The organism is Pseudidiomarina sediminum DSM 21906 (assembly GCF_000423165.1).
GTDB classification, from domain to species: Bacteria; Pseudomonadota; Gammaproteobacteria; order Enterobacterales; family Alteromonadaceae; genus Pseudidiomarina; species Pseudidiomarina sediminum.
On the sequence record NZ_KE383983.1, the window covers coordinates 190,373 to 214,498 of the forward strand.

General features: G+C 49.1%; 28 protein-coding genes and 1 tRNA gene. 19 read left to right on the forward strand and 10 right to left on the reverse strand.

The window, feature by feature from the left end; genetic code table 11:
* The first annotated feature begins 51 nt into the window (after positions 1–51).
* From G535_RS0106155 to G535_RS0106170, 4 genes are read left to right on the forward strand one after another with little or no spacing between them, the layout of a single operon-like run.
* Positions 52–549 carry a hypothetical protein gene (locus G535_RS0106155; protein WP_026861260.1) on the forward strand — a complete coding sequence of 166 codons (498 nt, stop codon included), beginning with the start codon at positions 52–54 and terminating at the stop codon, positions 547–549.
* A 54-nt stretch (positions 550–603) separates the two neighbouring features.
* Positions 604–1,866, forward strand: a complete 1,263-nt coding sequence (locus G535_RS0106160) for an efflux RND transporter periplasmic adaptor subunit (protein WP_026861261.1) — start codon at positions 604–606, stop codon at positions 1,864–1,866.
* Positions 1,859–2,533 carry an ABC transporter ATP-binding protein gene (locus G535_RS0106165; protein WP_026861262.1) on the forward strand — a complete coding sequence of 225 codons (675 nt, stop codon included), beginning with the start codon at positions 1,859–1,861 and terminating at the stop codon, positions 2,531–2,533. Before G535_RS0106160 ends, G535_RS0106165 begins: the two co-directional genes overlap by 8 nt.
* Positions 2,530–4,866 carry an ABC transporter permease gene (locus G535_RS0106170; RefSeq protein WP_026861263.1) on the forward strand — a complete coding sequence of 779 codons (2,337 nt, stop codon included), beginning with the start codon at positions 2,530–2,532 and terminating at the stop codon, positions 4,864–4,866. The genes G535_RS0106165 and G535_RS0106170 overlap by 4 nt, the downstream gene beginning before the upstream one ends.
* A 3-nt stretch (positions 4,867–4,869) precedes the next feature.
* On the opposite strand, the gene G535_RS0106175 is transcribed toward G535_RS0106170, so the two are convergent.
* The 3 genes from G535_RS0106175 to G535_RS0106185 all read right to left on the reverse strand — a co-directional run bounded on the left by G535_RS0106175 (position 4,870) and on the right by G535_RS0106185 (position 7,764).
* Positions 4,870–5,871: an isopenicillin N synthase family dioxygenase gene (locus tag G535_RS0106175; protein ID WP_026861264.1), complete on the reverse strand. Its 1,002-nt coding sequence runs from the start codon at positions 5,869–5,871 to the stop codon at positions 4,870–4,872.
* A gap of 105 nt (positions 5,872–5,976) precedes the next feature.
* Complete coding sequence (locus tag G535_RS0106180; RefSeq protein ID WP_026861265.1) at positions 5,977–6,384, reverse strand: VOC family protein; 408 nt, start codon at positions 6,382–6,384, stop codon at positions 5,977–5,979.
* Between the two features lie 330 nt (positions 6,385–6,714).
* Positions 6,715–7,764: a lipoate-protein ligase LplAB gene (locus G535_RS0106185; protein ID WP_026861266.1), complete on the reverse strand. Its 1,050-nt coding sequence runs from the start codon at positions 7,762–7,764 to the stop codon at positions 6,715–6,717.
* Positions 7,765–7,946: 182 nt separating this feature from the next.
* Between G535_RS0106185 and G535_RS13080 the strand changes: the two genes are divergently transcribed.
* The 5 genes from G535_RS13080 to G535_RS0106210 all read left to right on the forward strand — a co-directional run bounded on the left by G535_RS13080 (position 7,947) and on the right by G535_RS0106210 (position 11,588).
* On the forward strand, positions 7,947–8,762 hold the full coding sequence (locus G535_RS13080) for a UDP-2,3-diacylglucosamine diphosphatase (RefSeq protein ID WP_051206995.1): 816 nt from the start codon (positions 7,947–7,949) through the stop codon (positions 8,760–8,762).
* A 126-nt stretch (positions 8,763–8,888) separates the two neighbouring features.
* Entirely contained in the window at positions 8,889–9,362 is a 474-nt protein-coding gene (locus G535_RS0106195) for a MarR family winged helix-turn-helix transcriptional regulator (RefSeq protein ID WP_026861267.1), read from the forward strand.
* Positions 9,363–9,391: 29 nt separating this feature from the next.
* Positions 9,392–10,633 (forward strand): S41 family peptidase, encoded by a 1,242-nt coding sequence (locus tag G535_RS0106200; RefSeq protein ID WP_026861268.1) that lies wholly within the window; start codon positions 9,392–9,394, stop codon positions 10,631–10,633.
* A gap of 130 nt (positions 10,634–10,763) precedes the next feature.
* Entirely contained in the window at positions 10,764–11,258 is a 495-nt protein-coding gene (locus G535_RS0106205; RefSeq protein WP_034727816.1) for a DUF2165 family protein, read from the forward strand.
* A 96-nt stretch (positions 11,259–11,354) separates the two neighbouring features.
* Positions 11,355–11,588 (forward strand): hypothetical protein, encoded by a 234-nt coding sequence (locus G535_RS0106210; RefSeq protein WP_026861270.1) that lies wholly within the window; start codon positions 11,355–11,357, stop codon positions 11,586–11,588.
* Positions 11,589–11,617: 29 nt separating this feature from the next.
* On the opposite strand, the gene G535_RS0106215 is transcribed toward G535_RS0106210, so the two are convergent.
* Entirely contained in the window at positions 11,618–12,355 is a 738-nt protein-coding gene (locus tag G535_RS0106215) for an endonuclease/exonuclease/phosphatase family protein (RefSeq protein ID WP_026861271.1), read from the reverse strand.
* A 399-nt stretch (positions 12,356–12,754) separates the two neighbouring features.
* On the opposite strand from G535_RS0106215, the gene G535_RS0106220 reads away from it, so the two are divergent.
* A complete protein-coding gene (locus tag G535_RS0106220) occupies positions 12,755–13,165 on the forward strand; it encodes a hypothetical protein (RefSeq protein ID WP_026861272.1) in 411 nt (136 codons plus the stop codon).
* A gap of 54 nt (positions 13,166–13,219) precedes the next feature.
* Here G535_RS0106220 and G535_RS0106225 read toward each other — a convergent pair whose 3' ends face one another.
* Positions 13,220–13,615 (reverse strand): hypothetical protein, encoded by a 396-nt coding sequence (locus G535_RS0106225; protein ID WP_026861273.1) that lies wholly within the window; start codon positions 13,613–13,615, stop codon positions 13,220–13,222.
* A gap of 285 nt (positions 13,616–13,900) precedes the next feature.
* Here G535_RS0106225 and G535_RS0106230 point away from each other — a divergent pair, with 285 nt between their 5' ends.
* The 5 genes from G535_RS0106230 (at position 13,901) to G535_RS0106250 (ending at position 16,745) form a co-directional block, all read left to right on the forward strand.
* On the forward strand, positions 13,901–14,260 hold the full coding sequence (locus G535_RS0106230) for a hypothetical protein (RefSeq protein WP_026861274.1): 360 nt from the start codon (positions 13,901–13,903) through the stop codon (positions 14,258–14,260).
* A 57-nt stretch (positions 14,261–14,317) separates the two neighbouring features.
* Positions 14,318–14,596 (forward strand): hypothetical protein, encoded by a 279-nt coding sequence (locus tag G535_RS0106235; RefSeq protein ID WP_126775166.1) that lies wholly within the window; start codon positions 14,318–14,320, stop codon positions 14,594–14,596.
* Positions 14,597–14,685: 89 nt separating this feature from the next.
* The gene (locus G535_RS0106240; RefSeq protein WP_026861276.1) at positions 14,686–15,180 is read left to right on the forward strand and encodes an RHS repeat-associated core domain-containing protein; all 495 of its coding nucleotides are present in this window, start codon (positions 14,686–14,688) and stop codon (positions 15,178–15,180) included.
* A 395-nt stretch (positions 15,181–15,575) separates the two neighbouring features.
* Positions 15,576–15,728 carry an RHS repeat-associated core domain-containing protein gene (locus tag G535_RS14280; protein WP_275069084.1) on the forward strand — a complete coding sequence of 51 codons (153 nt, stop codon included), beginning with the start codon at positions 15,576–15,578 and terminating at the stop codon, positions 15,726–15,728.
* Positions 15,729–16,169: 441 nt separating this feature from the next.
* Complete coding sequence (locus tag G535_RS0106250; RefSeq protein ID WP_126775165.1) at positions 16,170–16,745, forward strand: hypothetical protein; 576 nt, start codon at positions 16,170–16,172, stop codon at positions 16,743–16,745.
* 56 nt (positions 16,746–16,801) lie between these two features.
* Here G535_RS0106250 and G535_RS0106255 read toward each other — a convergent pair.
* Positions 16,802–16,878, reverse strand: a tRNA-Arg gene (locus tag G535_RS0106255).
* A 13-nt stretch (positions 16,879–16,891) separates the two neighbouring features.
* Between G535_RS0106255 and G535_RS0106260 the strand changes: the two genes are divergently transcribed.
* The gene (locus G535_RS0106260) at positions 16,892–18,622 is read left to right on the forward strand and encodes a leucyl aminopeptidase family protein (protein ID WP_241970458.1); all 1,731 of its coding nucleotides are present in this window, start codon (positions 16,892–16,894) and stop codon (positions 18,620–18,622) included.
* A gap of 23 nt (positions 18,623–18,645) precedes the next feature.
* Here the strand turns inward: G535_RS0106260 and G535_RS0106265 are convergent, their stop codons facing one another.
* On the reverse strand, positions 18,646–20,175 hold the full coding sequence (locus G535_RS0106265) for a serine hydrolase (RefSeq protein WP_026861280.1): 1,530 nt from the start codon (positions 20,173–20,175) through the stop codon (positions 18,646–18,648).
* 161 nt (positions 20,176–20,336) lie between these two features.
* Between G535_RS0106265 and G535_RS0106270 the strand changes: the two genes are divergently transcribed.
* Positions 20,337–20,768, forward strand: coding sequence for a flotillin family protein (locus G535_RS0106270; protein ID WP_026861281.1), 432 nt, complete (start codon positions 20,337–20,339; stop codon positions 20,766–20,768).
* Between the two features lie 55 nt (positions 20,769–20,823).
* Here the strand turns inward: G535_RS0106270 and G535_RS0106275 are convergent, their stop codons facing one another.
* Together G535_RS0106275 and G535_RS0106280 are read right to left on the reverse strand one after the other, a co-directional pair.
* Positions 20,824–21,474 carry an epoxyqueuosine reductase QueH gene (locus G535_RS0106275; protein WP_034727819.1) on the reverse strand — a complete coding sequence of 217 codons (651 nt, stop codon included), beginning with the start codon at positions 21,472–21,474 and terminating at the stop codon, positions 20,824–20,826.
* A gap of 41 nt (positions 21,475–21,515) precedes the next feature.
* A complete protein-coding gene (locus tag G535_RS0106280) occupies positions 21,516–21,758 on the reverse strand; it encodes a hypothetical protein (RefSeq protein WP_026861283.1) in 243 nt (80 codons plus the stop codon).
* A 155-nt stretch (positions 21,759–21,913) separates the two neighbouring features.
* Here G535_RS0106280 and G535_RS0106285 point away from each other — a divergent pair, with 155 nt between their 5' ends.
* Together G535_RS0106285 and G535_RS0106290 are read left to right on the forward strand one after the other, a co-directional pair.
* The gene (locus tag G535_RS0106285) at positions 21,914–22,408 is read left to right on the forward strand and encodes an RNA polymerase sigma factor (RefSeq protein ID WP_034727822.1); all 495 of its coding nucleotides are present in this window, start codon (positions 21,914–21,916) and stop codon (positions 22,406–22,408) included.
* Between the two features lie 3 nt (positions 22,409–22,411).
* Positions 22,412–22,975: a hypothetical protein gene (locus tag G535_RS0106290; RefSeq protein WP_026861285.1), complete on the forward strand. Its 564-nt coding sequence runs from the start codon at positions 22,412–22,414 to the stop codon at positions 22,973–22,975.
* Positions 22,976–22,978: 3 nt separating this feature from the next.
* On the opposite strand, the gene G535_RS0106295 is transcribed toward G535_RS0106290, so the two are convergent.
* Positions 22,979–24,124 carry a GGDEF domain-containing protein gene (locus tag G535_RS0106295; RefSeq protein WP_026861286.1) on the reverse strand — a complete coding sequence of 382 codons (1,146 nt, stop codon included), beginning with the start codon at positions 24,122–24,124 and terminating at the stop codon, positions 22,979–22,981.
* Between the last annotated feature and the right edge of the window lie 2 nt (positions 24,125–24,126).

Below are 24,126 nucleotides of genomic sequence, written 5' to 3' on the forward strand. Positions count from 1 at the left end.
GTTTTATGTTAACAGTAGGTTGTACATTTTGTGCTAATTCAGGGAGTGATGATGAAGGTAAATCTATTGTTGCTGCTCGGCGGCTTATGGAATGGTGCCGCTGCCGAAGAAAGCTCGAATGACTGGGTGGACGTTTACCCAGAAACCTATGAGCAGATCGAGAGCTTTTATTTAGCGCATGACTGTAAGCCTTATCAAAATCATGGCGCTATTTATGATATTGACGAAGCACGTTTTTTATCTTTTGACGAAATAGCCGCATTTTTGCCCGCTCAAAAAGAACACTTTTCACCAGACCAGTGTGAAATGAAGGTTGCACCTGACGAATTAGCCAATGTCTGGAGTTACGCAAAGGCGTTGCCAGCGCAGGGGCGCATCGTGGTGTTTTACGATATATCGGTTAACAGCAAAGGCGAGTCAATGCTGCAAAAACTGCCGTTCTCTGAGGAGTTTAAAGCGCTCTACCATGAACGTGTTGACGTACTCTCATCGATAACGTCGCTACCCAAATATCGTGTGATAACGCCATCCTCACTTTCAGGTGGTTAGCCTTGAATCCTTATCAGTGACAACGTTCAGTTAAAGACAAGAGTGATGTGAGACATGTTGACGATTCCAACGCCTGAAACCAAACGCAGTAAATGGAAATTAGCGCTTGTTATTGCAGCGGTGGTTGCGGCGCTCTTTTTTGCGCTCACGCAAGCCATGTCGTCCATGGGGCGGGCGGCAACGGGCGGTGCGTTACAGTTGACGGTCGATCGTGGCGCGTTAACACAACGGGTAACCGCTTATGGGCGCCTGCAGTCGAGTAACAGCAGTACAGTTATTGCAGAAGTCAGCGGAACAGTGGACCAGATCCATGTTTACCCCGGTGAGACTCTTGCTGCAGAGCAAGCCATGATCACCTTGCGCAACCCAGCTTTACTGCGTGCGGTCGACCAAGCGGAACTTGCGTACTTGGAAGCACAAGCGAGTAAAAACTCCACGGAAGCTGAGCTGTACGAGCGTCAAATTACTCTTGAAAATGAGTTGGCGTTACTTGCCAGTGAAATTGCTTTTGCGCAAGAAGAGCTTGATACCAAGGCCTTCTTATTAGAAGAGGCGATTGTCGCGAAGCTGGATTATTTACGCTCCGAAACCACGCTTGAGCAAACTCGACTAAAACACCAATTACAACAACGCAAGTTAGAAGCTTTCGCAAAGTCCCGAGCGGCAGAACTAAAAGCGGCAGAGTATCGCTTGCAGGAAGCCGAGAAGCAACTCGAGATGGCGCGCCATGATGTCGCACAACTCACGATTCGTGCGCAACGCGATGGCACTTTGAATGAATTAAATACTGAGCTAGAGGTGGGGAGTAGCCTTGAGCGCGGGCAGGCAGTGGCACAAATCACTGATCCCTCGAACTTGTTTGCAGACTTATTGGTGGCAGCAAAAGACGCCACTGAATTGTTACCCGGCCAGGTGGCAATCATTTGGATCCGCGATACCGCTGTAACCGGCAGTGTGCTGCGGGTGTACCCAAGTGCTGAGAATAACCAAGTGCGGCTGGAAGTGAGGATCACAGAACAACTGCCAACGAGTGCACGCGCCAACGTGAATGTCTCAGCTGAAATTGTTACGCAAACCCTTAGTGACACCTTACGTTTACCGGTTTTTGAGGCGGTGAGCCGTAACCACAGCACCTTAGAGTTGTTCGTCGCAGAGGACGACCGTTACGTGCGTCGCACGGTGCAACTGGGCGTGTTGGGAGAGAATTATGTGCAAGTCATCGCTGGACTTGAAGCCGGTGACCAAGTTCTCACAGGTGTACCAGAGCAGTATGCGGATCAGGCTCAATTCAACAAGGAAGCTTTAGCGGATGACTAATTTATTAACCTTGACTCACGTCGCACGTCAGTTTGGTAAAGAAGACAACCGTTTTACCGCGTTACATGACATTGACCTTGAGGTAAATGACGGTGACACCTTGGCGATTGTTGGGCCGTCAGGCAGCGGGAAATCGACCTTGCTGTCGATTTTAGGTTTACTTGATCGCAGTTATACCGGCACCTATGCCCTCAAATCGACCGATGTTGCCGCTCTCGATAGTAAGCAATTGGCCCAGTTGCGCAATCGTGAAATTGGTTGGGTGTTTCAGAACTTTAATTTAATCAACCATTTGAGTGTGCTGCATAACGTGGTACTGCCGATGCGCTATAACAGCACTATTGCGAAAGATACGTATCAACAACGGGCAATGGCGGTGCTTGAGCAAGTAGGATTAGTTGATAAGGCGCAGGCCAAGCCGACGGAATTGTCCGGTGGTCAGCAACAGCGGGTAGCGATCGCCCGCGCATTAGTGAACGCACCGAGTTTAGTGCTCGCCGATGAACCTACTGGGAACCTTGATTCCGCCACCGGAGCGAAGATTACTGAGCTGTTGATGTCGTTAGCCGCAACGGGAACGACAGTGATCCTTGTGACTCATGACCCTGTTGTCGCGGCTGCTTGCGGAAAAGTTCTGCAGCTCAAAGATGGCAGCATCGTGGCATGATCAAGCAGCGGTTCGGATTTGAGTTACTTTGTGAGTGGAACCGCTGGGCTGGGCAGCGCGGCAAAGTTCTACTACTGCTGCTGGGCTTTAGTATCGTGAGCTGTTTGTTCGCGCTGGTATTGCGGGTGGGTGACGCATTGTTCTTTGCTAACCCAAGCTGGGTGGGGAGTCAGGCGCAGTTCTACACCGTCAGTGCCGCCTATGATGACCGTCGTCAGGCGGGCGTGAGTCGGCAAACGATCGAGAGTCTTGAAGCACTGCCGTTCGTGCAAGCCGCGAGTTGGTTGCGGGTGATAAATGTTGATTTTCGTTCTGCCAGTTATCCGCTGTATCAACCGCAAGCGCTGGTGTTTGATGACCACTTACCTCACTTGCTAGCCCTTGATTTTCCTGCATCAGAATCATTGCAGACCGGCGTCTGGTTGACCGATCGGTACTGGCGTGAAACCTTCCAACACGATCGCCGCGTGGTGGGCAGCACCCTGAGCTTCGACAAAATTCCGGAAGGGGTTCCTATTCGTGGCATTTTACCGCCTAAATTTGATCGCATTGGCCCCTGGCAACCGGATATCTGGTTACCCGAAGCTTATTTGAATTATATGACGCCTTTCGCTGCCCAAAGTGAAATGATGGTGGATCAGTTTCTACGGACTGTACCCGCCTATTATGGCTTTTTTAGTACCGAGCGCCCGCTTGATATTGCTGCTTTTACCGATGAATTGCGCGCCAGCGATTTTTCTGTGCAAGGGATGCAGATGCAAGGTCACGGCGGTGAAATACAAGTTTATCAAGGCATTGTCTTGGACGACCAAGCAAGGGCTTTGCTTGAACGTTTGTGGCAATTTAGCCTACTGCTGGTGCTTGGCTTGGCCGCTTTATTCGCTTTGACGGCATTCATGAGTTTCTCCAACCGTACCTTATTACTGAGTGAAGAATACCGCTTGTTACAAACGCTTGGCGCGCGCAGTTGGGACCTGTTGCGTCCGGTGGCCATGGCCGCGCTGGTGCAGATTGTCGCGATCAGCTTGGTGTCATTGCTCCTGACCTTGGTTACCTATCAACTGCTCACCCAAAGCTTCGACGACAGTGTGCTGGCGCCGGTGTTAAGAGGCAGTCTTGGTTTGAACTATTGGTGGGTGAGTATGCTGGTGGTCAGCTGTATTTACCTGCTCGCTTCCTTGTTCCCGCTATTGAGCCTGCGCAAGCGACAATTGTTTAGTCGCGTGATGGGAACCCATCGTAGTACAGCGCAACTGCTATTCGGGCAAGCCAGCTTAGTGTTCCAGCTTGGCTTAGCCATGGTCACTGTTGTTTCTGCAACCCAGTTATTCAAGCAACAGCAGGCTATGTTCCAACCGCTAGGTTTTGATGCAGCAGTAACTAAAGTGAATGTACGCAGCCATGGGGGGCGTTTGCCGATTGAAACGATAGAAACCTTTGGCATGAATGACACTGGGCGTGCTCATTTCGCGGTGTCGCTGTCGCCCTTTGACGCGCCGTATACCATTGAAGTGGGCACACAAGAGGTCGGGTTTGCCACGCAATTTGAAATACATAATGTGTCGCGCAACTATTTTGAAGTGCTCCTCTCGGACAGCGCTGTGCACGCAGAAGATTGGCAATCTGGGGTTGTTATGAATCGAACTGCTGCGAATTTCTTTGAAAACAACGGCTATGCAATACAGCCGGGGACGACCATTGATTTAGGACCAATTACCGGTACGCATGCGGTCCATGCGGTGCTTGACGATGTCCGCCATCGGGGACGCTTCAGCGCAGCGCTGCCCGCGTTGTACCTACCCATTGCAGGCAAAGGTAGTGGTGCCAACTACACTTTGTATATGGCGTTACCGGAAATGCTGACTAGGTTACCCCAGTATTTGGACCAACATTTACTCGATGCCAGTATGTCGACGCCACTGTCGCTCGGGGAGCTTGCCGCACAACATGAACGTAAAGCTCAGCAATTGTTCTATTTCTCGTTGTTGGTGGTGGGGGTGATGTTAGCGGGTATTGTATTAACACTGAATTACCAGGTGCGCGCCCGTTTGCAACTTGAGCGTAGTGACTACGGGGTGTTACTGGCTATTGGTGCGCCTGTTTCAGCACTGCTGGCGAAAGCATTTCGCCCCATCGCTATAGCACTTGTCATTGCGGTAGCGCTGACCACGCTGGGTTATCTGGTGGTGGGTGCAGAACTCGCGCTACCTGTTTTCAGTGGTTTGAGTATTATTGCGGTGGTATGTGTCGGGGCAATTGCGCTCGGCGCGACCTACTTTCCAGTGGCGCGCCTTACCAAAACTGAGGTGGTGACCTTACTCAAACAAGACTAATCCTTAAAGCGCTGCGTAGTAGCGCTGCGCCACTTCAGGGTGCGAGCGTGCACGACCTTTAAGGACGTTTTTGCCGACTTGGCGGAACAATGGATTGGCCGGATCGCTCGCTGGCCCCTGTGCTTGTGCTTTAAGGGCTGGCGGTAGCTCGAGTAGCGGTACCTCTGCATCTAGACGCGCTGCCATAAAAAACGCATTCGAGAAGCGCTCCTCGGCATGTTCTGGGCTGACGACCCGGTGATAGGTCGCTTTCAGATAGCCATCAGAAGCCAGTTCAAGTAGCTCCCCAATATTTACGACAAAGGCGCCCGGCAGCGGGACGACGGCGAGCCAGCTGTCTTGATACGCGACCTCAAGACCTGATGCTTGGTCTTGCATCACCAAGGTTAAATAACCCGGGTCTTTGTGGGCCCCTACACCTTGACTTTGCGCTGCCTGCTGGCGCTTGGGGTAGCGGATCAGCTTCATATGTGTATAGGGCTGAGCACCAAGTGAATCTGCAAAGACCGACGGCGGTTGTTGTAGGGCACAGGCAAAAGCTTCCAGCAATACGGTGCTGATACTGGTTAGTTGTTGTTGCCAGTCGAGCATCTGTGCGCGCATTTCGGGCAAGGCGGTCGGCCATTGGTTCGGGCCAATGAGTTGCTGCCAGTCGTGGCGAGGGCCTGTGATCACAGCTTCTTCTTGCATAAGATCAAACTGCTCGCGTTGGTCGGCAAGACCGTTGGTCAGCTCACCACCGACGTGGGTGTAGCCTCGAAAATGTGGCGAGTGAAGCATACTTACTTGTTGTTTGGCGGCCATAGGTAAACGGAAAAAGGTCTGTGTCGTCGCCATCACTTGTTGTTGGGTTTGCACGTCAATACCGTGCTCGGTCAGGTAGAAAAAGCCGTAATCACGGGCGGCGCGACCGAGTTCTTGAATAAATTGCTGGCGCGCAAGGCCACCGCGGTGCCATTGCGAAAGCTGAAGCACTGGAAGGGGGAGTGATGATGTTTGCTGCATAGTTGTGCTGCCACCTAAAAGTGAAGTTGCAGCCATTTTATGTCAGCGTCTTATCACAGTTTAGTAATTAAATTTTACTTGTTATACCTTAAAGTTATAAATGGCTTATTCAGCTAGGTTGAGTTGCCACGACACTCCGTACTTATCGTTTAGCCAGCAAAAGAGTCGACTGAATCCATAATTATCGACTGGCATAAGTTCGGAACCTTGTTCTGCCAGAGCGCTGTGTAGTTCACGTAGTTCGTCTTCCGAGTCACACTCGATATAGAGTGAGCTCGCGGGGGTGAAGCTAAATTTGTGAGAAAGGTGGCTATCTAGCGCCATCAAGGTATGACCATTCAAAGTGAAACGTGCATTTTTTACTGCGCCTTCCGGTTCGTGTTCGCCCTTTTGGTAATATTCAATGTGAATAATTTCGGAATCTTTAAAAGTCGAAGTGTAGAAATGGACTGCCTCATTGGCCTTACCAGCTTGTTCACCAACAAACATTAGTGATGTTACCAGTTGTTTCATGTTTCCTCCCAAGTTTACGTTCAAGAACGCATACTCTATTGAGCAGCGTTTCAGAGTTGCTGCACAGATTCACTTGTACCTTAGCACATGCAAAGGGTATTGCGGATTAAACCGGGGTAAACACACAGTCTGGAAAGACCCAACTCGAATTGACCGGAGCCAGGTGGCCTTCTTGCTCTAGACGTTGTTGAATTTTCGCGACACGTTCAGGCGCTAGGCCTTAGTCATTTAGGTATAACGTTGGCGTGGCACAACCCGTCATCAAAAAGAAGCTGAGACAGTAAGCCATACGTCTCGTATAGCTGTGAAAAGAGGTTGTGCGCAGCATTTTTAATTCACTTTATAGAGCCATTCGTTGGCGTGGAATTTTTCTGTGACGAGGGTTTTGGCGTCGTCTAACTCGTGTGCCAAATAGTCACCCGGTTGCGTGCGATAAACTTGTGAAAATTGGTTCATAAAGGCTTCGATGATGCTGTCGCGTGACAAGCCCGTCTGACTGCGCATTGGATCGACACGCTTATTGGCACTCGCAATGCCTTTGTCTGAAAGCTTTTCACGGCCAGTTCTCAGCACTTGCAGCATTTTCGTTGCGTCAATATCGTAGGCAAGGGTGGCGTGATGAACCAGTACACCGTTCGCGAAACGCTTTTGCGCTGCGCCGCCAATTTTTCCTTGGCTTGAGGCGATATCATTCAGCGGCACATAGTGAGCTTTAATCCCCACCTCATTGAGGGCGGATAACACCCAAGCGTCAAGAAACTGATAGGACTTTTCAATACTCATGCCATCGACCAGCGAGGTTGGGACGGTGAGGGAGTAGGTAATGCAGTTACCTGGCTCCATGAACATCGCGCCACCGCCGGTAATGCGGCGCACCACATTGACGTTTTCGGCTTCCGCAGCAGCCATGTCGACTTCGTTTTTGACCGATTGGAACGAGCCAATGACCACGACGGAGTCGTCCCAGTCCCAGAAGCGTAATGTTGGGCCGCGTAAGCCTTTACCGACGGAGCGGGCAATGACTTCATCAAGCGCAACGTGTTCGGCGGCTGGGAGTGTCACCGGTGGAATGAGTGCAAACTCATGATCTAGCCAACTGCTGGCTTTGCCAAGGGCGCGCCGCACGGCTGTGGCGACGGCTTCCGCAGAAAAACCAAACATCACCACATCGTCATCTAAGGCAGCATTGACTGCTGCCGTGATCACTTGGTGGCTGGCATCTGCCGAGAGCCCAATCAGGGCTTGGTTGATGTTCTCAAGCGCGGTATCTGGCTCAAGGAAAAAGTCCCCAGAAATACTCGCCGCCTGAATGCGGTCGTTGTGTACTTCGAGGTCTGCAACCACCAATTTTCCACCAATGACTTTGTACTCACCGTGCATGACGTTACCTTTTGTTACTTTCTCAAGATGTTAACAATTCTACGGCGGAAGCGTGTTCAATTAAACCACAAATATGTTGGGTGATTTACGGCACCATTCGGCGTCATCAACTGGTCAATAAAACGTCACCAGCTTGTCATCGACCTGCGTGATGATAAGCGCGTCCGATTTTGGAGGCGCTGATGGCTAACGCAAAACACCTGCTCGCAACCGATACGCTGTTTCTATCGGATATCCACTTAGGCACGATTTCTTGTCATGCTGAAACCCTCTTGGAGTTCCTCGACAGTGTGCATTGCCGCCGAGTGGTCTTGGTGGGCGATATCGTCGATCTTTGGTCCATTAAAGCCAAGCGTCGCGGCTTGTGTGAGCCGCAGTTGCAAGTGGTGAAAAAGCTGTTGGCGATGGCCCGCGAAGGCATCGAGATCATCTACGTGATGGGAAATCATGATGCTGGTTTTCGAAAGGTGCTTGCCGACTATCCGTTTGACTACGGCATCACTAATATCAAACTTTGTAATCAATACGTTCATGAGACCGGGTTAGGCAAACGCTTTATCGTGGTGCATGGCGATCAGTTTGACAACCAAGTGCGCTGTTCGCGGGTATTAAGTTCCATTGGTGACGGTATTTACAGTGCCTTACTACTGATTAATCGGTGGTGGAATCGCCGTCGTAGTCATCGCGGTGAGCACTATTTTAGCTTGGCAAATGCGGTGAAATCGCGTTCTGGCCGAGCACTTCGCTATATTCATGACTACCAGCAAGCCGCAGCGGAATTTGCTGCACGGAAGCAGTTCGACGGTATTATCTGTGGTCATATTCATGTGGCCGCAATGCTTGAAATCAATGACGTCAGCTACCTAAATACCGGCGATTGGCAAGACTCTTGTACCGCTATTGTCGAGCATTTAAATGGTGAGCTGGAACTGTTGGAAGTGCCAAGTTGGCTGCGTTGCCACCAGGGCGTGGCGTTTTTACCACCACGGGTCGCTTAGACCGCAGTGTAATTACTGTCAGGCTTCTTCTAGATCATCGGGCGCGGCAAAAAACGCTTGATATATGCAAAAATTTGCGCAAAATATTTCCTTGTAGTCGTACGAGTGACAAGAAGGAATGTTTTGATGATCAGAAGTCCGCAATTTGGAGCGATTTTAATGCGCTCCGCTGAGCTTATCGCCATCCAAGGACAGCAGGTGTTTGATGCGTTGGCGATTGGGTTACCTGCCAATCGTATTTCTATCCTGCTGGCGCTGTACACACAGGGGCCGTTGTCATCGACCGAACTGGCAAAACACATTGGGTTGTCGCGCCAACTGATTGAAAGTCGTTTGAAAGGTAGCGTTAAGGACGGTTTCTTTGCGTCGCAGCCGGACGCGCGTGACTCGCGTAAACGGGTTTATGTGATCACGCCGCAAGCAATGCCAGAAGCAGAAAAAATCGTCGCGATTATGCAAGATTTTGAGCAGGTGTATGCCACGCTGTGGCAAGAAATTGGTGTCGATCTCGAACAAGCCTTGCAGGCCATGGAGAAAGGTCTAGCAAAGCGCTCCCTGGTACACCGCCTGTATGACCACTCCCCACACCTCGAGCCATAGCGCTAAACGCTCCATCATTAAGGATAGTTATGTTCCCCAAAACAATTATATACGTGCTGCTGTTGGTCGGATTAACAAGCTGTAGCCAACCGAAAGCGTTTCACCCGGGACAAAGCTGGCAGCACTTTGTGCAAAGGGTAGAAGACAATTACGCTTACCTTGATACCGCGCCGGTGGATTGGCCTGCGCTGAAAGCCTATTACGCTGAGCAGGCGAAGCTGGTCAACTCCGAGGCGGAGCTGGTCGATTTGCTTCAGGTGGTGAAACAGTTCTTCATGGACCCACACTTTAACGTTGGGCCACTGAATGCAGATGATTTTAGTGTCACGCCTACGGGTTCGGACATTTGGGCAACACAAGTTGATGGCGTTTATGTTATTGAGCGGCTCAAAGCCGAAAGCGCGGCCGCGTCAAGCCAGCTTCAAGTAGGGCAGCGCATTGTGGCCATTGATGGTCATACGATTGAAGCGACAATTGCAAAGGTGTTTGGGGAAACCGATAGCCCACTTAGCGATGCCCATAAACTCTGGGCGGTGAATGTAGCGTTAGGCGGACTTCGCAACGGCGCGCGCACGATTGACATCGAAGATGATGACGGCGTTGTGCAAAAAATCCATCTGGCGGCAACCTATGAGGCGATCAACAAGCTGAAAGAGCAGCCGGCGCTGGTGGTTAAAGAGTTTGGCACCATCGGCTACATTCGCTTTAATAACAACTTGGGTGATAGCCAAACGGTCGATGCGTTTCATGAGGCCATCACTGCATTGTCACACACTCAGGGGCTTATTATCGATTTGCGCAACACCCCTAGCGGTGGCAACACAGGCGTTGCTGAGCCTATTCTCGGTCACTTTGTTACCCAAAAAACCGCATATCAAAAGTATCGTGTACAAACCGCACAACAGCACTATACCGAAGCGCCATTACAAACCGCCTTTGTCAGGCCAACGACGCCGTATTACGCCAAACCTTTCGTGGTGTTAGCCGGGCGCTGGACTGGAAGTATGGGCGAGGGTATGACCATCGGCTTTGACGCTCTTGGCGCCAAAGCAATTATTGGCCAGCCGATGGCTGATCTATTGGGCGGCATTAACCAATTCACCTTACCTGATTCCGCGATTACCCTAGAGCTTGGGTTTGAACGTCTGTATCACGTGAATGGCACTTTCCGCGAAGATTTTGTGCCACAGGCCCCCACACCCTGTGACAGCCAGAGCGAACCGGATTGCGACGCGGAGTTGGTTGAAGCGTTGCGCGTGCTTGGTCGTTAGGTTTCCGTGTCGCCACAGGGGGTGTAGGGTGGCGCCACGTTGATTGTACGCCGCAGCTAAAGTGCGTCGTTTTTCGTGAGGCAGCTATACTGGACGTTGGGACTATTCCCAACTTATCGGAGACGCTCTCATGATCCGCTCGTTTAAATGTGCTTTTGTTTTGCTGTTGGCGTTGATGGCGCTGTTTTACGCGTTGCAGAACATTGCGAATATTGAGGCCTGCTATGCGGCCATTGCGTATGTGCTGTCGATGGCCGAGCATACCATCTATCCGTCATCTATTTTCCCCGAGGTGACAATGACTACGGTTGTTTGGGCTGCTGTTATTGTGATTATTGGTAGTGAGTTGGCTGCAGCACTTTTGTTACTGATTGGATTTGGGCGCATGTGGAAGGCTCGCAAATCAGTCGCAAAAGTATTTAACCAAAGTAAAGCTTTTGCCCTTTATGGCGCTGGTGTTGGGATTGTGGTCTGGTTTGGCTATTTCGGCGTGTTTGGCGGTGCGTTGATGCAAATGTGGCAAACTCAAGCCGGTGCGATGTCGCTCTCAGGAGCATTTCAATACTTCGTTAGCTGTGCTTTGGTATGGTTGATTGTCAATTCTCCCGAGAGCGAGCTATATTAAATGTAAATTTAATGTAGAGCGTTGGGCCTTTTTCATTGTGAACAGGGGTTTTGTTCATCTGTGATCTGGCTTGCTGACTGATGCAAGGGGAGTTGAATGGTACGTATTTTTATTAGGGGTTATCTGCGTTGGTTTGTCATCAGCGCGTTACTGCTGCTGGCGGTTTTGCTTGTGAAACTGGTGTTTTTCAATACGTCCGGGACCTTTTCCGTGGAAGTTTATTTCTACGAAATCACGTCCGTTCTTTTGCTCTTCCCACTCCTTTGTGGCCTCGCTGATCTATTTAAATATTGGATGAAGTGCCTCAAGGAGCGAGAGAATACAACTTAATTCGGTGAAGCCTATCTAAATGCTTGCGGTTACAACTTAAAGCGAGCGTAGAGAGGGTTGTGATCAGACACTGAGCTTGTGTCGATTGCTGAGGTTTCTTGCAGAGACAGATCGCGATAGAAAATGAAATCCAGCGGGTGCTGGCGGTAGGTTTTAATATGATGCGGATCAGTCATAATCGCTTGCCGTAAACCTACGCTGCGACAAAACTGTAGCAAGCGTAAACGACGTTGCCGACTCCAAACATTGAAATCACCCGCCACGATAAGTGGGCCGCGGTGTTCCAATAACTCTTCTCGGATCAGCTCAATTTCTTTGGAAAATTGCTGGGTGCGTACAAAATTGATGGCGTGGACATTGACGACCAATAAGGTGCCGCCCCTTGCGAGCGCGTGATAGGAGAGCATGTAACTTTTATGAGTTGCGATCATGCCCTCGCGCTTTTTGCTTAAGCGCGCTTGAGCGTCGGTAAAAGCATACTGACTGGCGGTCACCACACCATAGGTTGAGCGACGGGTTTGGATGTTCGGCGCAACAGCATAGGACCAATGCGGGAGGAGCCAGTCATTTTTGGTACTTAGCTTAGCTTCTTGCAGGAGCAAAAATAAACACGGATAGTTTGCCGTAACCTCCGCAAGAACACGCTGAAACTGGGGCGTTTCAGTTAGCTTTTGAGTATTCCAGCACAACACACCAAAGGCTTCACCATGTGCAATCGGCTGCTCATGTATAAACTGCTGAGGGATCACGATTTTGGGTTTAAGCACTCTCTCGCCTTCGTAAATTCCACACTGAAGAATCACAAGCTATCGCTTGGTAACATAACCCCCGACGCTGTCTTACCGAGGTTCTGCGATACTCAGTATAACGCGCATGCGCCACGAATACGCCTGTTGTCGATGTTAAATTGATTAAAATGCACAGCAGTCTTGGTGCGTGTAACGGCCAGAGTAAAGGCTTTCACCACTGGCTACTAAAAAAGTTCGGTGCCGTGGATGCAAAAATTCAGAGGGTCTACGTTTTGAATGAAGTTAATGAGTAAGAAGGCCGCTGTGAAGTTAGTTGTGGTATTATTGTTGCATTTTGTGGTGTCGCTCACGTTTTAACTGAGATTGGTGAGCGCACTCTTTGTAACGTGTTGGATTTAAATATAAAGGCGGATATACATGGGATACCGGATGTTTCATAACTTTAAGGAACTACCTTATATCGTAATGCTGTTGGTTGTTTTGGGGTTGTTTGTGCCTTTCCTTATTTTTGCAAGTGCAACTCAATTGTTCCCTGACCAATGGGTAAAAATCATTTCTTTCACAGTGGTGGTGAGTAGTGCTACTTTTTATGCGGCAATTTTATTTCTGCGCAGGAAAAAAGCAGCAAGAATTATGTACGTTGTGGGATGGGTCATCGTAAATATATCGCCAGTTTTCCATGAGGCTGGTCGACAACAATTAAGTGGGGCTGGGCCTGAAAACTTTTACTACATTCCCCAACTCGTAATGATAGTAGTCACAAGCGTTGTACTACTCACCTACCTCTTTCTCAGCAAAAAACTAAAAACTTATTTTGCTGCCTCTTAGGTGGCGCTCAACTGAGTATGAGAGACGTTTCACTCAGAAACTGTCTCTCGTTTATTACTTTAGTTTGCTGCTAATTTCATCACTAAAAAGCATCAGCAGTAGTGCTCCCTCAAAAAGGCTGAGTAAGTATCCAAGTGACATATCAAGGTAAACCGAAACACTAACCCCAAGAACGTAGGGTGCAATAAGTAGTTGGAAGGCAATAAGCGTAATGAATAGCCATTTAGCCCACTTTTTATAGCTGTAAAGCCCCAAAAGGCTTAGAACATAGAGTATTGAATAAATAGTGAGAAACAAACTGGGTGACTCAAGCACTGCGCCTACACCATTGGTGGACAACACATAGACGATTTCTTCAGCGTAAATGAATTGCCAGCTATACGGCAAAAAAAAGAAAACCGCGTAAAGCGCAGCTGTCATCAGTACTGCTTTTTGGAAATATTTAGCCATAGCGTCCTTTGCTTTTGGTGTTATTTTAACTGCCTCGAGAACTACAGTAACGTACTAATTTCGACGTGAAAAGATAAAACGGTGTTGGTAAATTAGCTTGCCCTCCTGTTAGAGAGTTGATAGTTCTATTGGGAATTGGTTGTTTTTTAATTGTTATGAGTATTAGTAGGGATGTTCTGCTTTTTTGGATAGTCCATACTTTCAGAGTGTGAGAATTCGAACCATGAAAAAGTTCGTTCCAACTTTGTTAATTCTGTTTGCTCTTAAGATTAGTAAGGATGCTTAATGAGAAATGATTTCTTTTTAAAGGCAGGTCAAATAGTTGGGTTGCTATTCGTGCTCGCAGTTGTTGTGGTTTTTATTCAGTTTATTTCAGCAGCATTTACTGCTGACGATGAGGTGATTGGGTATGGAATGCTGCTGCCGATTTTTATGGTAAAACTGACACCGCTACTGGTGGGTTTTGGTATCACAGCTTCTCTAACTACGCTTGTTATCTTCTTCCAACGAAGAAAAAAGCAGCCTACCTTCGTGTCTGAAGGGCCTTGGTACATGATTTACGTGATGAACGCTATTATCACTTTTGTCATTGTTGGGTACGTAGGACTCCTTTTGCTACTAGCTTTATCGACGTTCATTTTTTAGGCTAAAAGTTTAACCATAATGAATAACATTATAGAAAACAGAATCAGGTCCAAATGCTTGGCACGGATTGCAGATATCTTTCAAGTTGATAAAGAGAGCTTAACCGGCGATACAGAGTTAACAAAATTGTATGTGCCGCAACCCGTTAGATTTTGGAAGCGTAATGCATTTGATAAAGTACTGGATGATCTAAGAGATGCTGCTGGCAAAGAGTCGATTAAGCTACTGAATACTGGTGATTTTGTGGCAACGACTGTCGATGACTACGTCCGGTTTATGCAGATATGCTATGAAGAAAGACCCAAGCTTGTTCAACTGGTCTTGGGTGATGTTTAGCCTAGCTTTAATATAATCACCATCAACACGCGGTTTAACAATGAGTATTGCCGAATCGGTACAAGCAGCAATCAATTGACCGCAGTGTTGTGAGTTCTAGCATTGGCGCACTGAATATCGGATTGACTCCAGGCATCCTGCCTTCCGCCTTGCGGGCCATCGCAAGCGATGTTCAAACATGTTCCAGATATGTTTGTCCAGACCAATACTGGGACAGCGAGAGCGCCACATGGCAGAACTGGCATCGTGATTATGACTCAAGTACGGGGCGCTATATTCAGTCAGACCCGATTGGCTTGAGCGGCGGGATGAATACGTATGCTTATGTCTCGTCAAATCCGATAACTCATTATGACATGCTCGGATTGAAAGATTGTGATGTTAATGATGAAGATTGCATTAGGCAGTGCTTGGATAAAAACTATGGCTCAACCTATAAAACAGTGAGAGCCGCAAGCATTTTCAACGTTCCAACAGCCGTTCAATTCTTCTTCGGTCACTTTGCGAATGAGGTAGCCGATGCAGGTAAGATAGAAGGTGCTAGAGGTCTCTACGGCAATAGGCAGCAATACCAAAAAGGGTAAAAATATTGAGGTCTGTTAATCAATTCAAGAACACTGCCAAAGGAGTAAGTTTGGTAGGAGCTTTCGCAGCAGGTTTTGTTATTAGCGCTAACCTCTACTGTATGGTTGAGTGCTCATGAAAACCCTAAGGACTTTGATCAGGATTGTTGGGGCCCTCTTAGGATTGGCACTTGTAGTGCTGGGTGTTTACTGGCTAATTAACCCTATTATCAGTGGAACTGAAGATGTCGTATTCAATTTTTCGATTATAGGACTAGGCGCCATGTTTTTACTTTGGGCTTTAAGTTCGCGTTACCATAAAGCGCCTGACAAGGAGTGGTAAGCAAACACAGCATTTCACAAAGAAACTATTTATCGTTGATGTTTAAAGCGCCTGAACAATCAAACAACCCAGTTTGACTGCGACCAAGGGGCGCTATATTCAAAGTGACCCGATTGGATTGAACGGTGGCTTAAACACTTATGTCTACGCATCGTCAAACCCGATTATAAGAACTGACTATTATGGATTGGCTGACTGTAATCAACAAAAGGTAGAACAGCGATAAGCTCAGTAGCCAAGCTAACTGGAATTATTGGCGCTGGGGTAGGTGCATGGTCCCAGCATTACAATGCATTTCAAGCTTATATGGAGTGCGTTGATGGCAATTGATTTGGACACTTTACAGTGATGAAGATGACGTACTTACAGTACGGCAATTGTCTGATTGCGATCAAAGAATATTAGCCAACTGTAAGTTGTTTCTAGCATCAAACTACGCGTTTCCGATGAAAGAATTAACTGTTACCTCCAAAGCAAAGGAAAAGCTACGTTGGGGGGTGGAGTGGCACGTAGAGTGTACTCTTCCCGACGACGATAGTTGGCCTTTCCCTAGAGAAATAGAAGACAGCTAGGGTGGGTCGAATCGTCCCTTGTGTTTTAGTGTTGCCGAAGGCCTATCTAATAAAAAGATGGTTGTTGCGGTTGGAACATGTGGAAGCTTGCTAAGATGAAAAAAACATTATCGCCGTTTGGCACCTTTGTCGTGAGTGTGGCCTTTTTTCTCGTTGCTTCGCACTTGCTTTTGAAATATGCGGATGGCGCGCGGTCTTGGCTGCAACAAGAACTTGCGCCGGTAACTGCAGAAAGCCAGGCTATTTTCCAAGAACTACTTGGGAAACATTACATAATTACTTCGGCTTCTAAACTCCACTTTTCGTCCAATCCATATTATTTCACACCGTTTGATGCAGTTTATACCTGGCGAAAAATGACCGAAACTACGAGTTATCAAGCTTGCTCACGGAGGTCGAGTTCATGTGTTCCATTTGTTGTTTTTGATCCATTCACAAATGGTGCCGCAGGGTTTGAGCTTTCGGCTGAAATGATGCAACACGGCTACTCGAATGGAGATGTGTACTATTGTATTGGCGGTGAACCGGCGATTGGCGCTGAAGCTATAAAGAAAGTTCAATTTAATCATCGGCAGGTAACGATGTTAACGTTCTCAACACCCAGTGGCCACTATATGGTTTTCGGCTTGCCCGAAACACAATTGGAAAAGTGGAGAGGACGTTGTTCATAGCACTTCAATACAAAAGAATATAAAACCAACGAAGATGCACGACAGGTCATGAAAAATGGCGCACCCGGCAGGAGTCGAACCTGCGGCCTCTGCCTCCGGAGGGCAGCGCTCTATCCAGCTGAGCTACGGGTGCTTGGGAATGGCGTTTGCTGATTAAGCAGGCGGGAATTCTAGGGAAAATTACGTTCATTGTCCAGCCAAACCACGCATTTCTGCCATTGCTCGCCGAAACTTGTGTCATTACCTCGGATCAGTTGTCCTTTATGTTGAATTACGGCAAAGTAGCGCCGATTATTCTGTCCATTGAGGAAGTTAACATGTACATGAAAAACTGGTTGAAAGGACTCACCCTGAGTCTTGCGCTTTCGTCGGCAGCACTTGCCACGCCTGATGCGCATGCCGTTGACCAATTCACTGATTATTTGAAAACCCAACATCACTTTGCCCACCAGCACATTGATGGTGCTGATGTTCTGGTATTGCCTGTCGCTGAAGGCGGGTTAGTGTTGCCACAGAAATGGAGCGACGCTGCCAAGCAAATCATCACCGATGCGGTGGCGTTGGAAGGCTTTGAAGGCAAGCAAGGTCAATTCTTGGAGTTATTGGCGTTGCCAGAATTTTACGCGAAGCGCCTGTGGCTTGTCGGTACGGGCACTGAGCTTGAGCGTGCTGCAGCTGAGCGTATTGGCGCGACGTTAGCGAGCAAACTGAGCGACAAGATGAACACTGTTGTGGTGCATGGTAAAGATTTGAATCCAAATCAAATCGCCGCAATCGCCCACGGTATGGACTTACGTAGCTATCGTTTTGATCGTTACAAGTCTGAGCCAGCGGCACGCCCAGAATACACTGTGCATTGGCATGGTCGCGATGAAGCTGCAGCAAAAGCGGCGTATGCGCTGACCCAACCTGTGGCGCACGGTATTTTTGTTGCGCGTGACATCACCAACTTGCCAGGTGGCGACGGCTATCCAAAAGCCATTGCTGAAATGGCCGCAGAAGCGGTGGCCAATTACGACATCAAAGCCACGGTATACAGCCCAGAGCAAGTGAAAGAGCTAGGCATGGGTGCCTTGTACGGCGTGAGCCAAGGTAGTCAGCATAAAGCCCATTTGTTAGTGCTTGAGTATCAAGGCGGTGCTGCCAACGAAGCGCCAATCGCGTTAGTTGGTAAGGGCAATACCTTTGATACCGGTGGCTATAACCTGAAAACCTCAGGCAGCTCAATTGTGCGTATGCAAACGGACAAGGCGGGCGGCGCTGCGGTCATTGGTGCGGTGATGGCGTTAGCCGGTCAGCAAGCTAAAGTAAACGTAGCTGGTGTGGTGCCATTGTCACATAACTTGATTTCAGGCACGGCGTTGTTGCCAGGTGATGTTGTCGTGACTGGTGACGGAACGCGCGTTGAAGTTGTTAACACTGATGCAGAAGGCCGTTTGATTTTGGCGGACGGTATTTGGTTTGCGCGGGATCAGTTAAAAGCACGTGCCATCGCGGATATCGCGACATTAACGGGTTCAAAAGCGCGGGCATTAGGTACCGATTATGCGGCGATCTTCTCTGAACATGATGCGTTGATCGGTGCGATGCAAGCGGCGGGTGAGCTAACTGAAGAGCAGGTTTGGCAGTTACCGCTTGGTCCTTACGATGGCATTATCGACAGCTGGTTGGCAGACGTGCAGAACGTGGGTTCACCAGGTGCGCAAGCGGGTGCACGTTTCTTGCAGCATTTTGCGAAAGATACGCCGTGGATCCACATCGATATGGCGGCCAACGCCTACAGTACTTCTGCCAAGGGCATCCATCCTGCAGGCGCGAACGGTTACGGTGTGCGTCTGTTGTCTGAATGGGTGAAAAACTACTCCGACGCAGAATAACCGTACTGGAACCTCAAGTGCGGCTAGTTTTTCTCTAGCCGCAAATTATGGAAGTCGAAGCTAAAGTCGGTAAACGGCGCGACGGCTTCCATTACCGCTCCTTCTACTTCGTTGTCGCGACTTACCTTAAAGTCGATAAAGGCATCGGCTTCTAACAAAGGCTCATTCCAGTGCACTACAAAGGTGTCGCCGTTGTAGTGTTCAAGTACGCCTTTAAGTAGTTCGGTATGGGTGAAATTGATGTACAAACCGTCATCGAAATGCTCAATTTTCACGTCACCATACCAAGCGTCGGTATAGGTACCTTCATAGCTTTTCAGGGGTAACCCATCACGCACTATTTCAGGCTGTTCGAGCACAAACTCAGCTTTGCTTTGCATGTATTCTTGATACGCGGCTTGTTCTTCTGCGACCCAGTCGCGATCTGGCAAATTCAGCAACTCTTCAAGGGCTTCTTCGGTAATCGCTGTTAAGCCCCCGAAGGCTTGTTGGTTGCTGAGCACCACCATGCCAAAGTTCTTTTCTGGGATCAGCGTGGTGAGTGAGAGCATGCCCAAGATTCCGCCGCTGTGCGAGACGTGCTTCACGCCGTGATAATCTTTCACGAACCAGCCTAAACCAACGCCACGAAAGTTCGTGCCAGCCGCCGCTGAGGCATCGGATACCGGCAATGGCGTGGTCACTTGCCACATGGTGTTTTGCGAATCTTTGCTAAACAGACGTTCACCCGATGGCGCGATACCACCTTGCAGTTGGGTAAGTAACCACTTACTTAAATCGTTCACGCTGCTTGCCATGGCTCCCGCTGCCGCAAAATCTTCAAGATAGTCCAGTGGAAAGCGGTGCAGCTCACCATTCATTTCCGCGGTCCCGACAGCGTAGTTAGTATTGCTACTTGGAATGTTAGAGAAGCCTACCCGCGTGGTGTTCATGCCAAGTGGCTGTAAAAAGGTTTGGCTGATGTAGTCGCCATAAGGCATGCCACTTACGCGCGCGATGATTTCACCGGCGGTAACAAACATGAGGTTGTTGTAGGCAAAGCGTTCACGCAGCTCACGTTGCACGGGTACGTGCGCTAGACCAGCTAGTAGATCAGCGGTGCTTTTGTCAGTGTTGGGCCAAATCATTAAATCGCCGGCACCTAAACCTAAGCCTGAGCGGTGGCTTAACAGGTCACGAATGGTCAATTGGGCGGTAAGTTCAGCATCGGCAAGACGAAATTCCGGCAAATGGGTCACCACTTTATCGTCCCAATTAAGTTTGCCTTGCTCAACGAGGGTAGCAATCGCTGCCGAGGTGAAGGCTTTGGTGTTCGAGGCAATGCCAAACAAGGTATCGGCGTTGACCTTGTCACCTGAAGCGGTGTCACGGACGCCGAAACCTTCCGCCAAAATGACCTCACCGTCTTTTACTGCTACCACAGCAAGACCGGGAATATTAAAGGCTTCTAAGGTTTGTTCGGCGGTGCTGCGCAGAGTTTCCGCAGATTGGGCAAACAAGGGCGTCGTTAGTAATAACGCACTTAGCGCAAGGGAATTTCGAAGTAATGCCATGGCTTATTGTTCTCGTTGTATTGGGGATTCCGTGGCTTAAGACTACGCCTTTTTGCGACGTTTTTTAAGGTAAAAACCATGAAAAGGACATTTTGCTTTGTCAAAAAATGCGCAACAGTAATCCTGAGCGTAACGTTAATTCCTAAGTGGAGGGTTTTACCATGAAAAAGTCATTGCTCATGATTACCTTGGGTCTTACCGCATCACTCGGTTTGGCGTCAGGACAAGCCAGCGCAGTACCGTTGCAGCAGAGCAAGGAACAAGCCAAGGAAGTGGCTGAAGCGCAGCGTGAGGCAATAAAGGAACGTGCTGAAGCAGAGCGTGAATACGTTAAAGAAGTTGCGGAAGCTGAGCGCGAGCGTGCGGAGGTGATCCGTGAAATGCGCCAAGAGCAGGCCGAAATGAAGCGCGACCGTACCAAAGAACAGCGTGAAGCGATCAAGGAACGTGATGAAGCCCATCGCGAGTACGCGAAAAAACGTGCTGAAGCTCAGCGTGACTATGATAAAGAGTTAGCTGAAGCGCAGCGCGAGGCGCAAAAGGAAATGCGTGAAGCGCGTAAAAAAGGACAGGGTGGTAACAACGATTGGTAAGTGTTGTTACCAGACAAGGATGTTGTCACTCAGTTGAGTGAGCTCAGTGCCGACGTTAATCGTCGGCACTGTAGTATTGCACGCCAATTTCGATTTTGTCGCGGCCGTTGGCGACACGCCAGTCGTTGGTATCGCGCAATGAGTAAGCACAGCCACAATATTCTTGTTGATAGAAACGTTCGCGTTTAGCAATTTCAACCATCCGCGCGGCCCCACCTTGTTTGCGCCAGTTAAAGGTCCAGTAATGTAAGTCTGGGTATTGCGCAGCTGCACGCATACCACAGTCATTGATCTGTTCCATATTTTTCCAGCGCGAGATACCTAAACAACTGGTGAAGGTATCAAAGCCATGCTCATGGGCATACTGCGCAGTGCGCTCAAAACGCATGTCAAAGCACTCGGTACACCGAGCACCACGTTCAGGCTCCCACTCCATGCCTTTCATACGCTCAAACCACTCTTTCACGTCGTAGTCGGCGTCGATAAAGGGAATACCTAGTTTCTCGGCAAAGCGGATGTTCTCTTCTTTGCGGATCAGGTATTCCTTTTTCGGATGGATATTGGGGTTATAAAAGAAAATGGTGAACTTGATTCCTGCCTCTGCCATGCGCTCCATGACTTCACCGGAACAAGGTGCACAGCACGAGTGCAATAAGACTTCACGTGACTCGGTAGGGGTTTCAAGAACAATGCTTTCTTTTGCCATGATAATCGTACTCTTTAACTTTACTGGTTAGGCACGCCGCGTCATTGCGTTAGGCGTTGCCAAATTGCTTTGCGGGCATCGACCAAGGCTACACCGAGTAGCAGGGCCGTGAGCCAAGTGGCGATTTCTGTCAAAATCGCGACAACGGCGACTATGGTAACAGCAATTGGTTTTTCAAGCGAAATAAACAAGCTGGCAACCATGATTACCCAGCCAATGGCGACCACACTCCAGATTACTGTCAGTGCGCGTTTTTTGTTGATGGTTTTTAAGTTTAGCATCATTCGATGTCCTTCAATGGGTGATAATGTCACGCTTAATAGTCCTGATGTTGTGCAAAAAACTTACAAATATTTTTATGTAAGGCTTTTCGATCGCCAACGACTAACGGTAGTCTAGGCGTAGAGCAAAGCATCAATAAGGAATGTGATTGAGTAGCATGGGAACAAATCAAGCCACGCTCGAGCACGTTATTGCTGAGTACTGGCCGCGCATGGTCCGAGCGGCTGCCGGTTATGAGCGTAATCCAGCGTTGGCAGATGAACTTGCGCAAGAGATGGCATTTGAGGTGTGGCGTGCGCTGGCAAAATTTGAGCAGCAAAGTGCCCTCAATACCTACGTGTACCGCGTGATCCATAACGTTGCGGTGGACCATATTCGGCGTGCAACGCGGCGTCATGAGACTGCGCTTGAAAGCGAGGTGCTTGACGATTGTGGGGTAGGACCTGATGCGGCACTGCAGCAAACCCAACAAAAGCAGCAACTGATGCAGGCCATTCAACGGCTACCGCTTAGCTTGCGACAAGTGACGTTGTTGCGGCTGGAAGATTTAAGCGACCGTGAAATAGCGGCAGTACTCGGGCTGACTGAGACTAACGTTGCGGTACGACTGACCCGTGCGCGTCAGCAACTGGCGACCCTGATGGCGGAGTGATGTGTGGACAATCAAGATTTTTCAAAGTTAACGGAACTGTGGCAAGAGGCGAAACCGAGTAAGCAACCGGCACCCCAGCTGGCACAGTTGCAAAAAAAGCAGCAGCGGCAACGGTGGTTTATGCTGATGAATGCGGGCTTCGAGCTGGTCGTACTGTTGTTTGTGAGCTATTTCTGGATCAGTGAATCGGCTGCGGGCGCGGCACTCCCTGAGTTATTGTGGCTGGGTTTTGTAACACTATGGGGATGGGTGTTGTTTGTGGTGATTAGCTTCAGTCGCTGGCGGAGTTTGCAGGCCATAAAGAGTGGCGCGCTGAGTCATTCAATTACCTTACACACCAAACTGTTACAGCAGTCTATGTTTCGCTGGCGCTTAAGCGTGGCGGCGACAGCGCTATTTACCGTGGTATTTGTGGTGTTTACCTTGTACCAATGCGGGAGTGAAAGCTGCAGTGTCACCCACTGGGTGCGTTACACCGTGGCCTTTGCGGTGTTGTTGCTGGCAATGCTGTATTTTGAGTGGCGCGCACGGGGTGACCGCCGCGCTTGCCAAGAATTGATGGAGTAACCTTTAGGCGAAAGCGAAGCCGTTACGGCCTTGGGCTTTGGCTTCGTAGAGCGCACCATCTGCCGCCTCAATCAGCTCTTCGAGTTCACGCCGGCTACTTTGGCTGTAAATAATGCCAATACTGACGGTGAGTGGAACCCGTTCACCGTTAACTTCAAAGATTTCTTGCGATACCTGTTCGCATAAACGATAGCTCAATAGTTCTGCCTGATTGCGGTCAATGTCTGGAATCGCAATGGCAAACTCTTCACCGCCGACACGTGCGACGATATCTTGGTCGCGGGTGGCGTAACGCAGTAAATAGGCCAGTTGTTGTAAGCACGCGTCGCCAGCCGTATGACCGTAGCGATCATTAATGGTTTTGAAGTGGTCAACATCTATCATCAACACCACGAATGGGCGTCGTAAAACGCGGTTCTTCGCCAGTAACAAACTGCTTCGCTCATAGAACGCGCGGCGGTTGTAGAGTTGCGTGAGATCATCAAAATTAGCTAACTCCAACAGCTGCTTTTCGGTCATGGCAAACGCGAATACCGGAAACAACATGGTGGTGCCGGTGGTCAAGAAGAGATGCGTAATCAAGATCAAATTCAGCAGTGGTTCCACTGCCATTGGATTGGCTTCTGACAGGTTTTGGAACAAGGTGCCCGCTAAGCCAAACATCAACAATGCATGCACCAGAAACAAGAAAAACAGAATGCCTTTGGTCAAGCTTGGCGCGTTTTTAATGCTCAGCATATAGGCTGCGGCAAATAAAAAGATGGCGGCGCAGACCACTGAAGTAAAGACCTGTGCATGGTTTGGTGCGGTATAAAGGAGTGTCAATGGCAATGCGGTGTAGCTGATCACCAGCGTTAATAACTTTAATGACACCGGACCTTGCACCTGATATTGGCGCAGGCCATGAATGGCGAGCAATGGCGTGAGAACGATCAGCAAGTCAGCAACAAAGATGGTGAGCCATTGCTGATCAATGCTGGTGCGCAGGCTGGCAACGATAGCGCCAAGCGCAAATACAAAGCAGGCGATGGCCCAAGTCAAAAAGCTTTTTTGGCTACGACGGGATTGAAAAATAATCAACATCAAGACCCCAACCAGAAGGTTGAGGCTTACAGCTGTGACAATGAGTGTCGGTAGATGTAGTTCCACGT

Bases quoted from the DNA above. Each gene is read 5' to 3' on its own strand.
- G535_RS0106155 (WP_026861260.1), top strand. From the start codon at position 52: ATGAAGGTAAATCTATTGTTGCTGCTCGGCGGCTTATGGAATGGTGCC.
- G535_RS0106160 (WP_026861261.1), top strand. From the start codon at position 604: ATGTTGACGATTCCAACGCCTGAAACCAAACGCAGTAAATGGAAATTA.
- G535_RS0106165 (WP_026861262.1), top strand. From the start codon at position 1,859: ATGACTAATTTATTAACCTTGACTCACGTCGCACGTCAGTTTGGTAAA.
- G535_RS0106170 (WP_026861263.1), top strand. From the start codon at position 2,530: ATGATCAAGCAGCGGTTCGGATTTGAGTTACTTTGTGAGTGGAACCGC.
- G535_RS0106175 (WP_026861264.1), bottom strand. From the start codon at position 5,871: ATGCAGCAAACATCATCACTCCCCCTTCCAGTGCTTCAGCTTTCGCAA.
- G535_RS0106180 (WP_026861265.1), bottom strand. From the start codon at position 6,384: ATGAAACAACTGGTAACATCACTAATGTTTGTTGGTGAACAAGCTGGT.
- G535_RS0106185 (WP_026861266.1), bottom strand. From the start codon at position 7,764: ATGCACGGTGAGTACAAAGTCATTGGTGGAAAATTGGTGGTTGCAGAC.
- G535_RS13080 (WP_051206995.1), top strand. From the start codon at position 7,947: ATGGCTAACGCAAAACACCTGCTCGCAACCGATACGCTGTTTCTATCG.
- G535_RS0106195 (WP_026861267.1), top strand. From the start codon at position 8,889: ATGATCAGAAGTCCGCAATTTGGAGCGATTTTAATGCGCTCCGCTGAG.
- G535_RS0106200 (WP_026861268.1), top strand. From the start codon at position 9,392: ATGTTCCCCAAAACAATTATATACGTGCTGCTGTTGGTCGGATTAACA.
- G535_RS0106205 (WP_034727816.1), top strand. From the start codon at position 10,764: ATGATCCGCTCGTTTAAATGTGCTTTTGTTTTGCTGTTGGCGTTGATG.
- G535_RS0106210 (WP_026861270.1), top strand. From the start codon at position 11,355: ATGGTACGTATTTTTATTAGGGGTTATCTGCGTTGGTTTGTCATCAGC.
- G535_RS0106220 (WP_026861272.1), top strand. From the start codon at position 12,755: ATGGGATACCGGATGTTTCATAACTTTAAGGAACTACCTTATATCGTA.
- G535_RS0106225 (WP_026861273.1), bottom strand. From the start codon at position 13,615: ATGGCTAAATATTTCCAAAAAGCAGTACTGATGACAGCTGCGCTTTAC.
- G535_RS0106230 (WP_026861274.1), top strand. From the start codon at position 13,901: ATGAGAAATGATTTCTTTTTAAAGGCAGGTCAAATAGTTGGGTTGCTA.
- G535_RS0106250 (WP_126775165.1), top strand. From the start codon at position 16,170: ATGAAAAAAACATTATCGCCGTTTGGCACCTTTGTCGTGAGTGTGGCC.
- G535_RS0106265 (WP_026861280.1), bottom strand. From the start codon at position 20,175: ATGGCATTACTTCGAAATTCCCTTGCGCTAAGTGCGTTATTACTAACG.
- G535_RS0106270 (WP_026861281.1), top strand. From the start codon at position 20,337: ATGAAAAAGTCATTGCTCATGATTACCTTGGGTCTTACCGCATCACTC.
- G535_RS0106275 (WP_034727819.1), bottom strand. From the start codon at position 21,474: ATGGCAAAAGAAAGCATTGTTCTTGAAACCCCTACCGAGTCACGTGAA.
- G535_RS0106280 (WP_026861283.1), bottom strand. From the start codon at position 21,758: ATGATGCTAAACTTAAAAACCATCAACAAAAAACGCGCACTGACAGTA.
- G535_RS0106285 (WP_034727822.1), top strand. From the start codon at position 21,914: ATGGGAACAAATCAAGCCACGCTCGAGCACGTTATTGCTGAGTACTGG.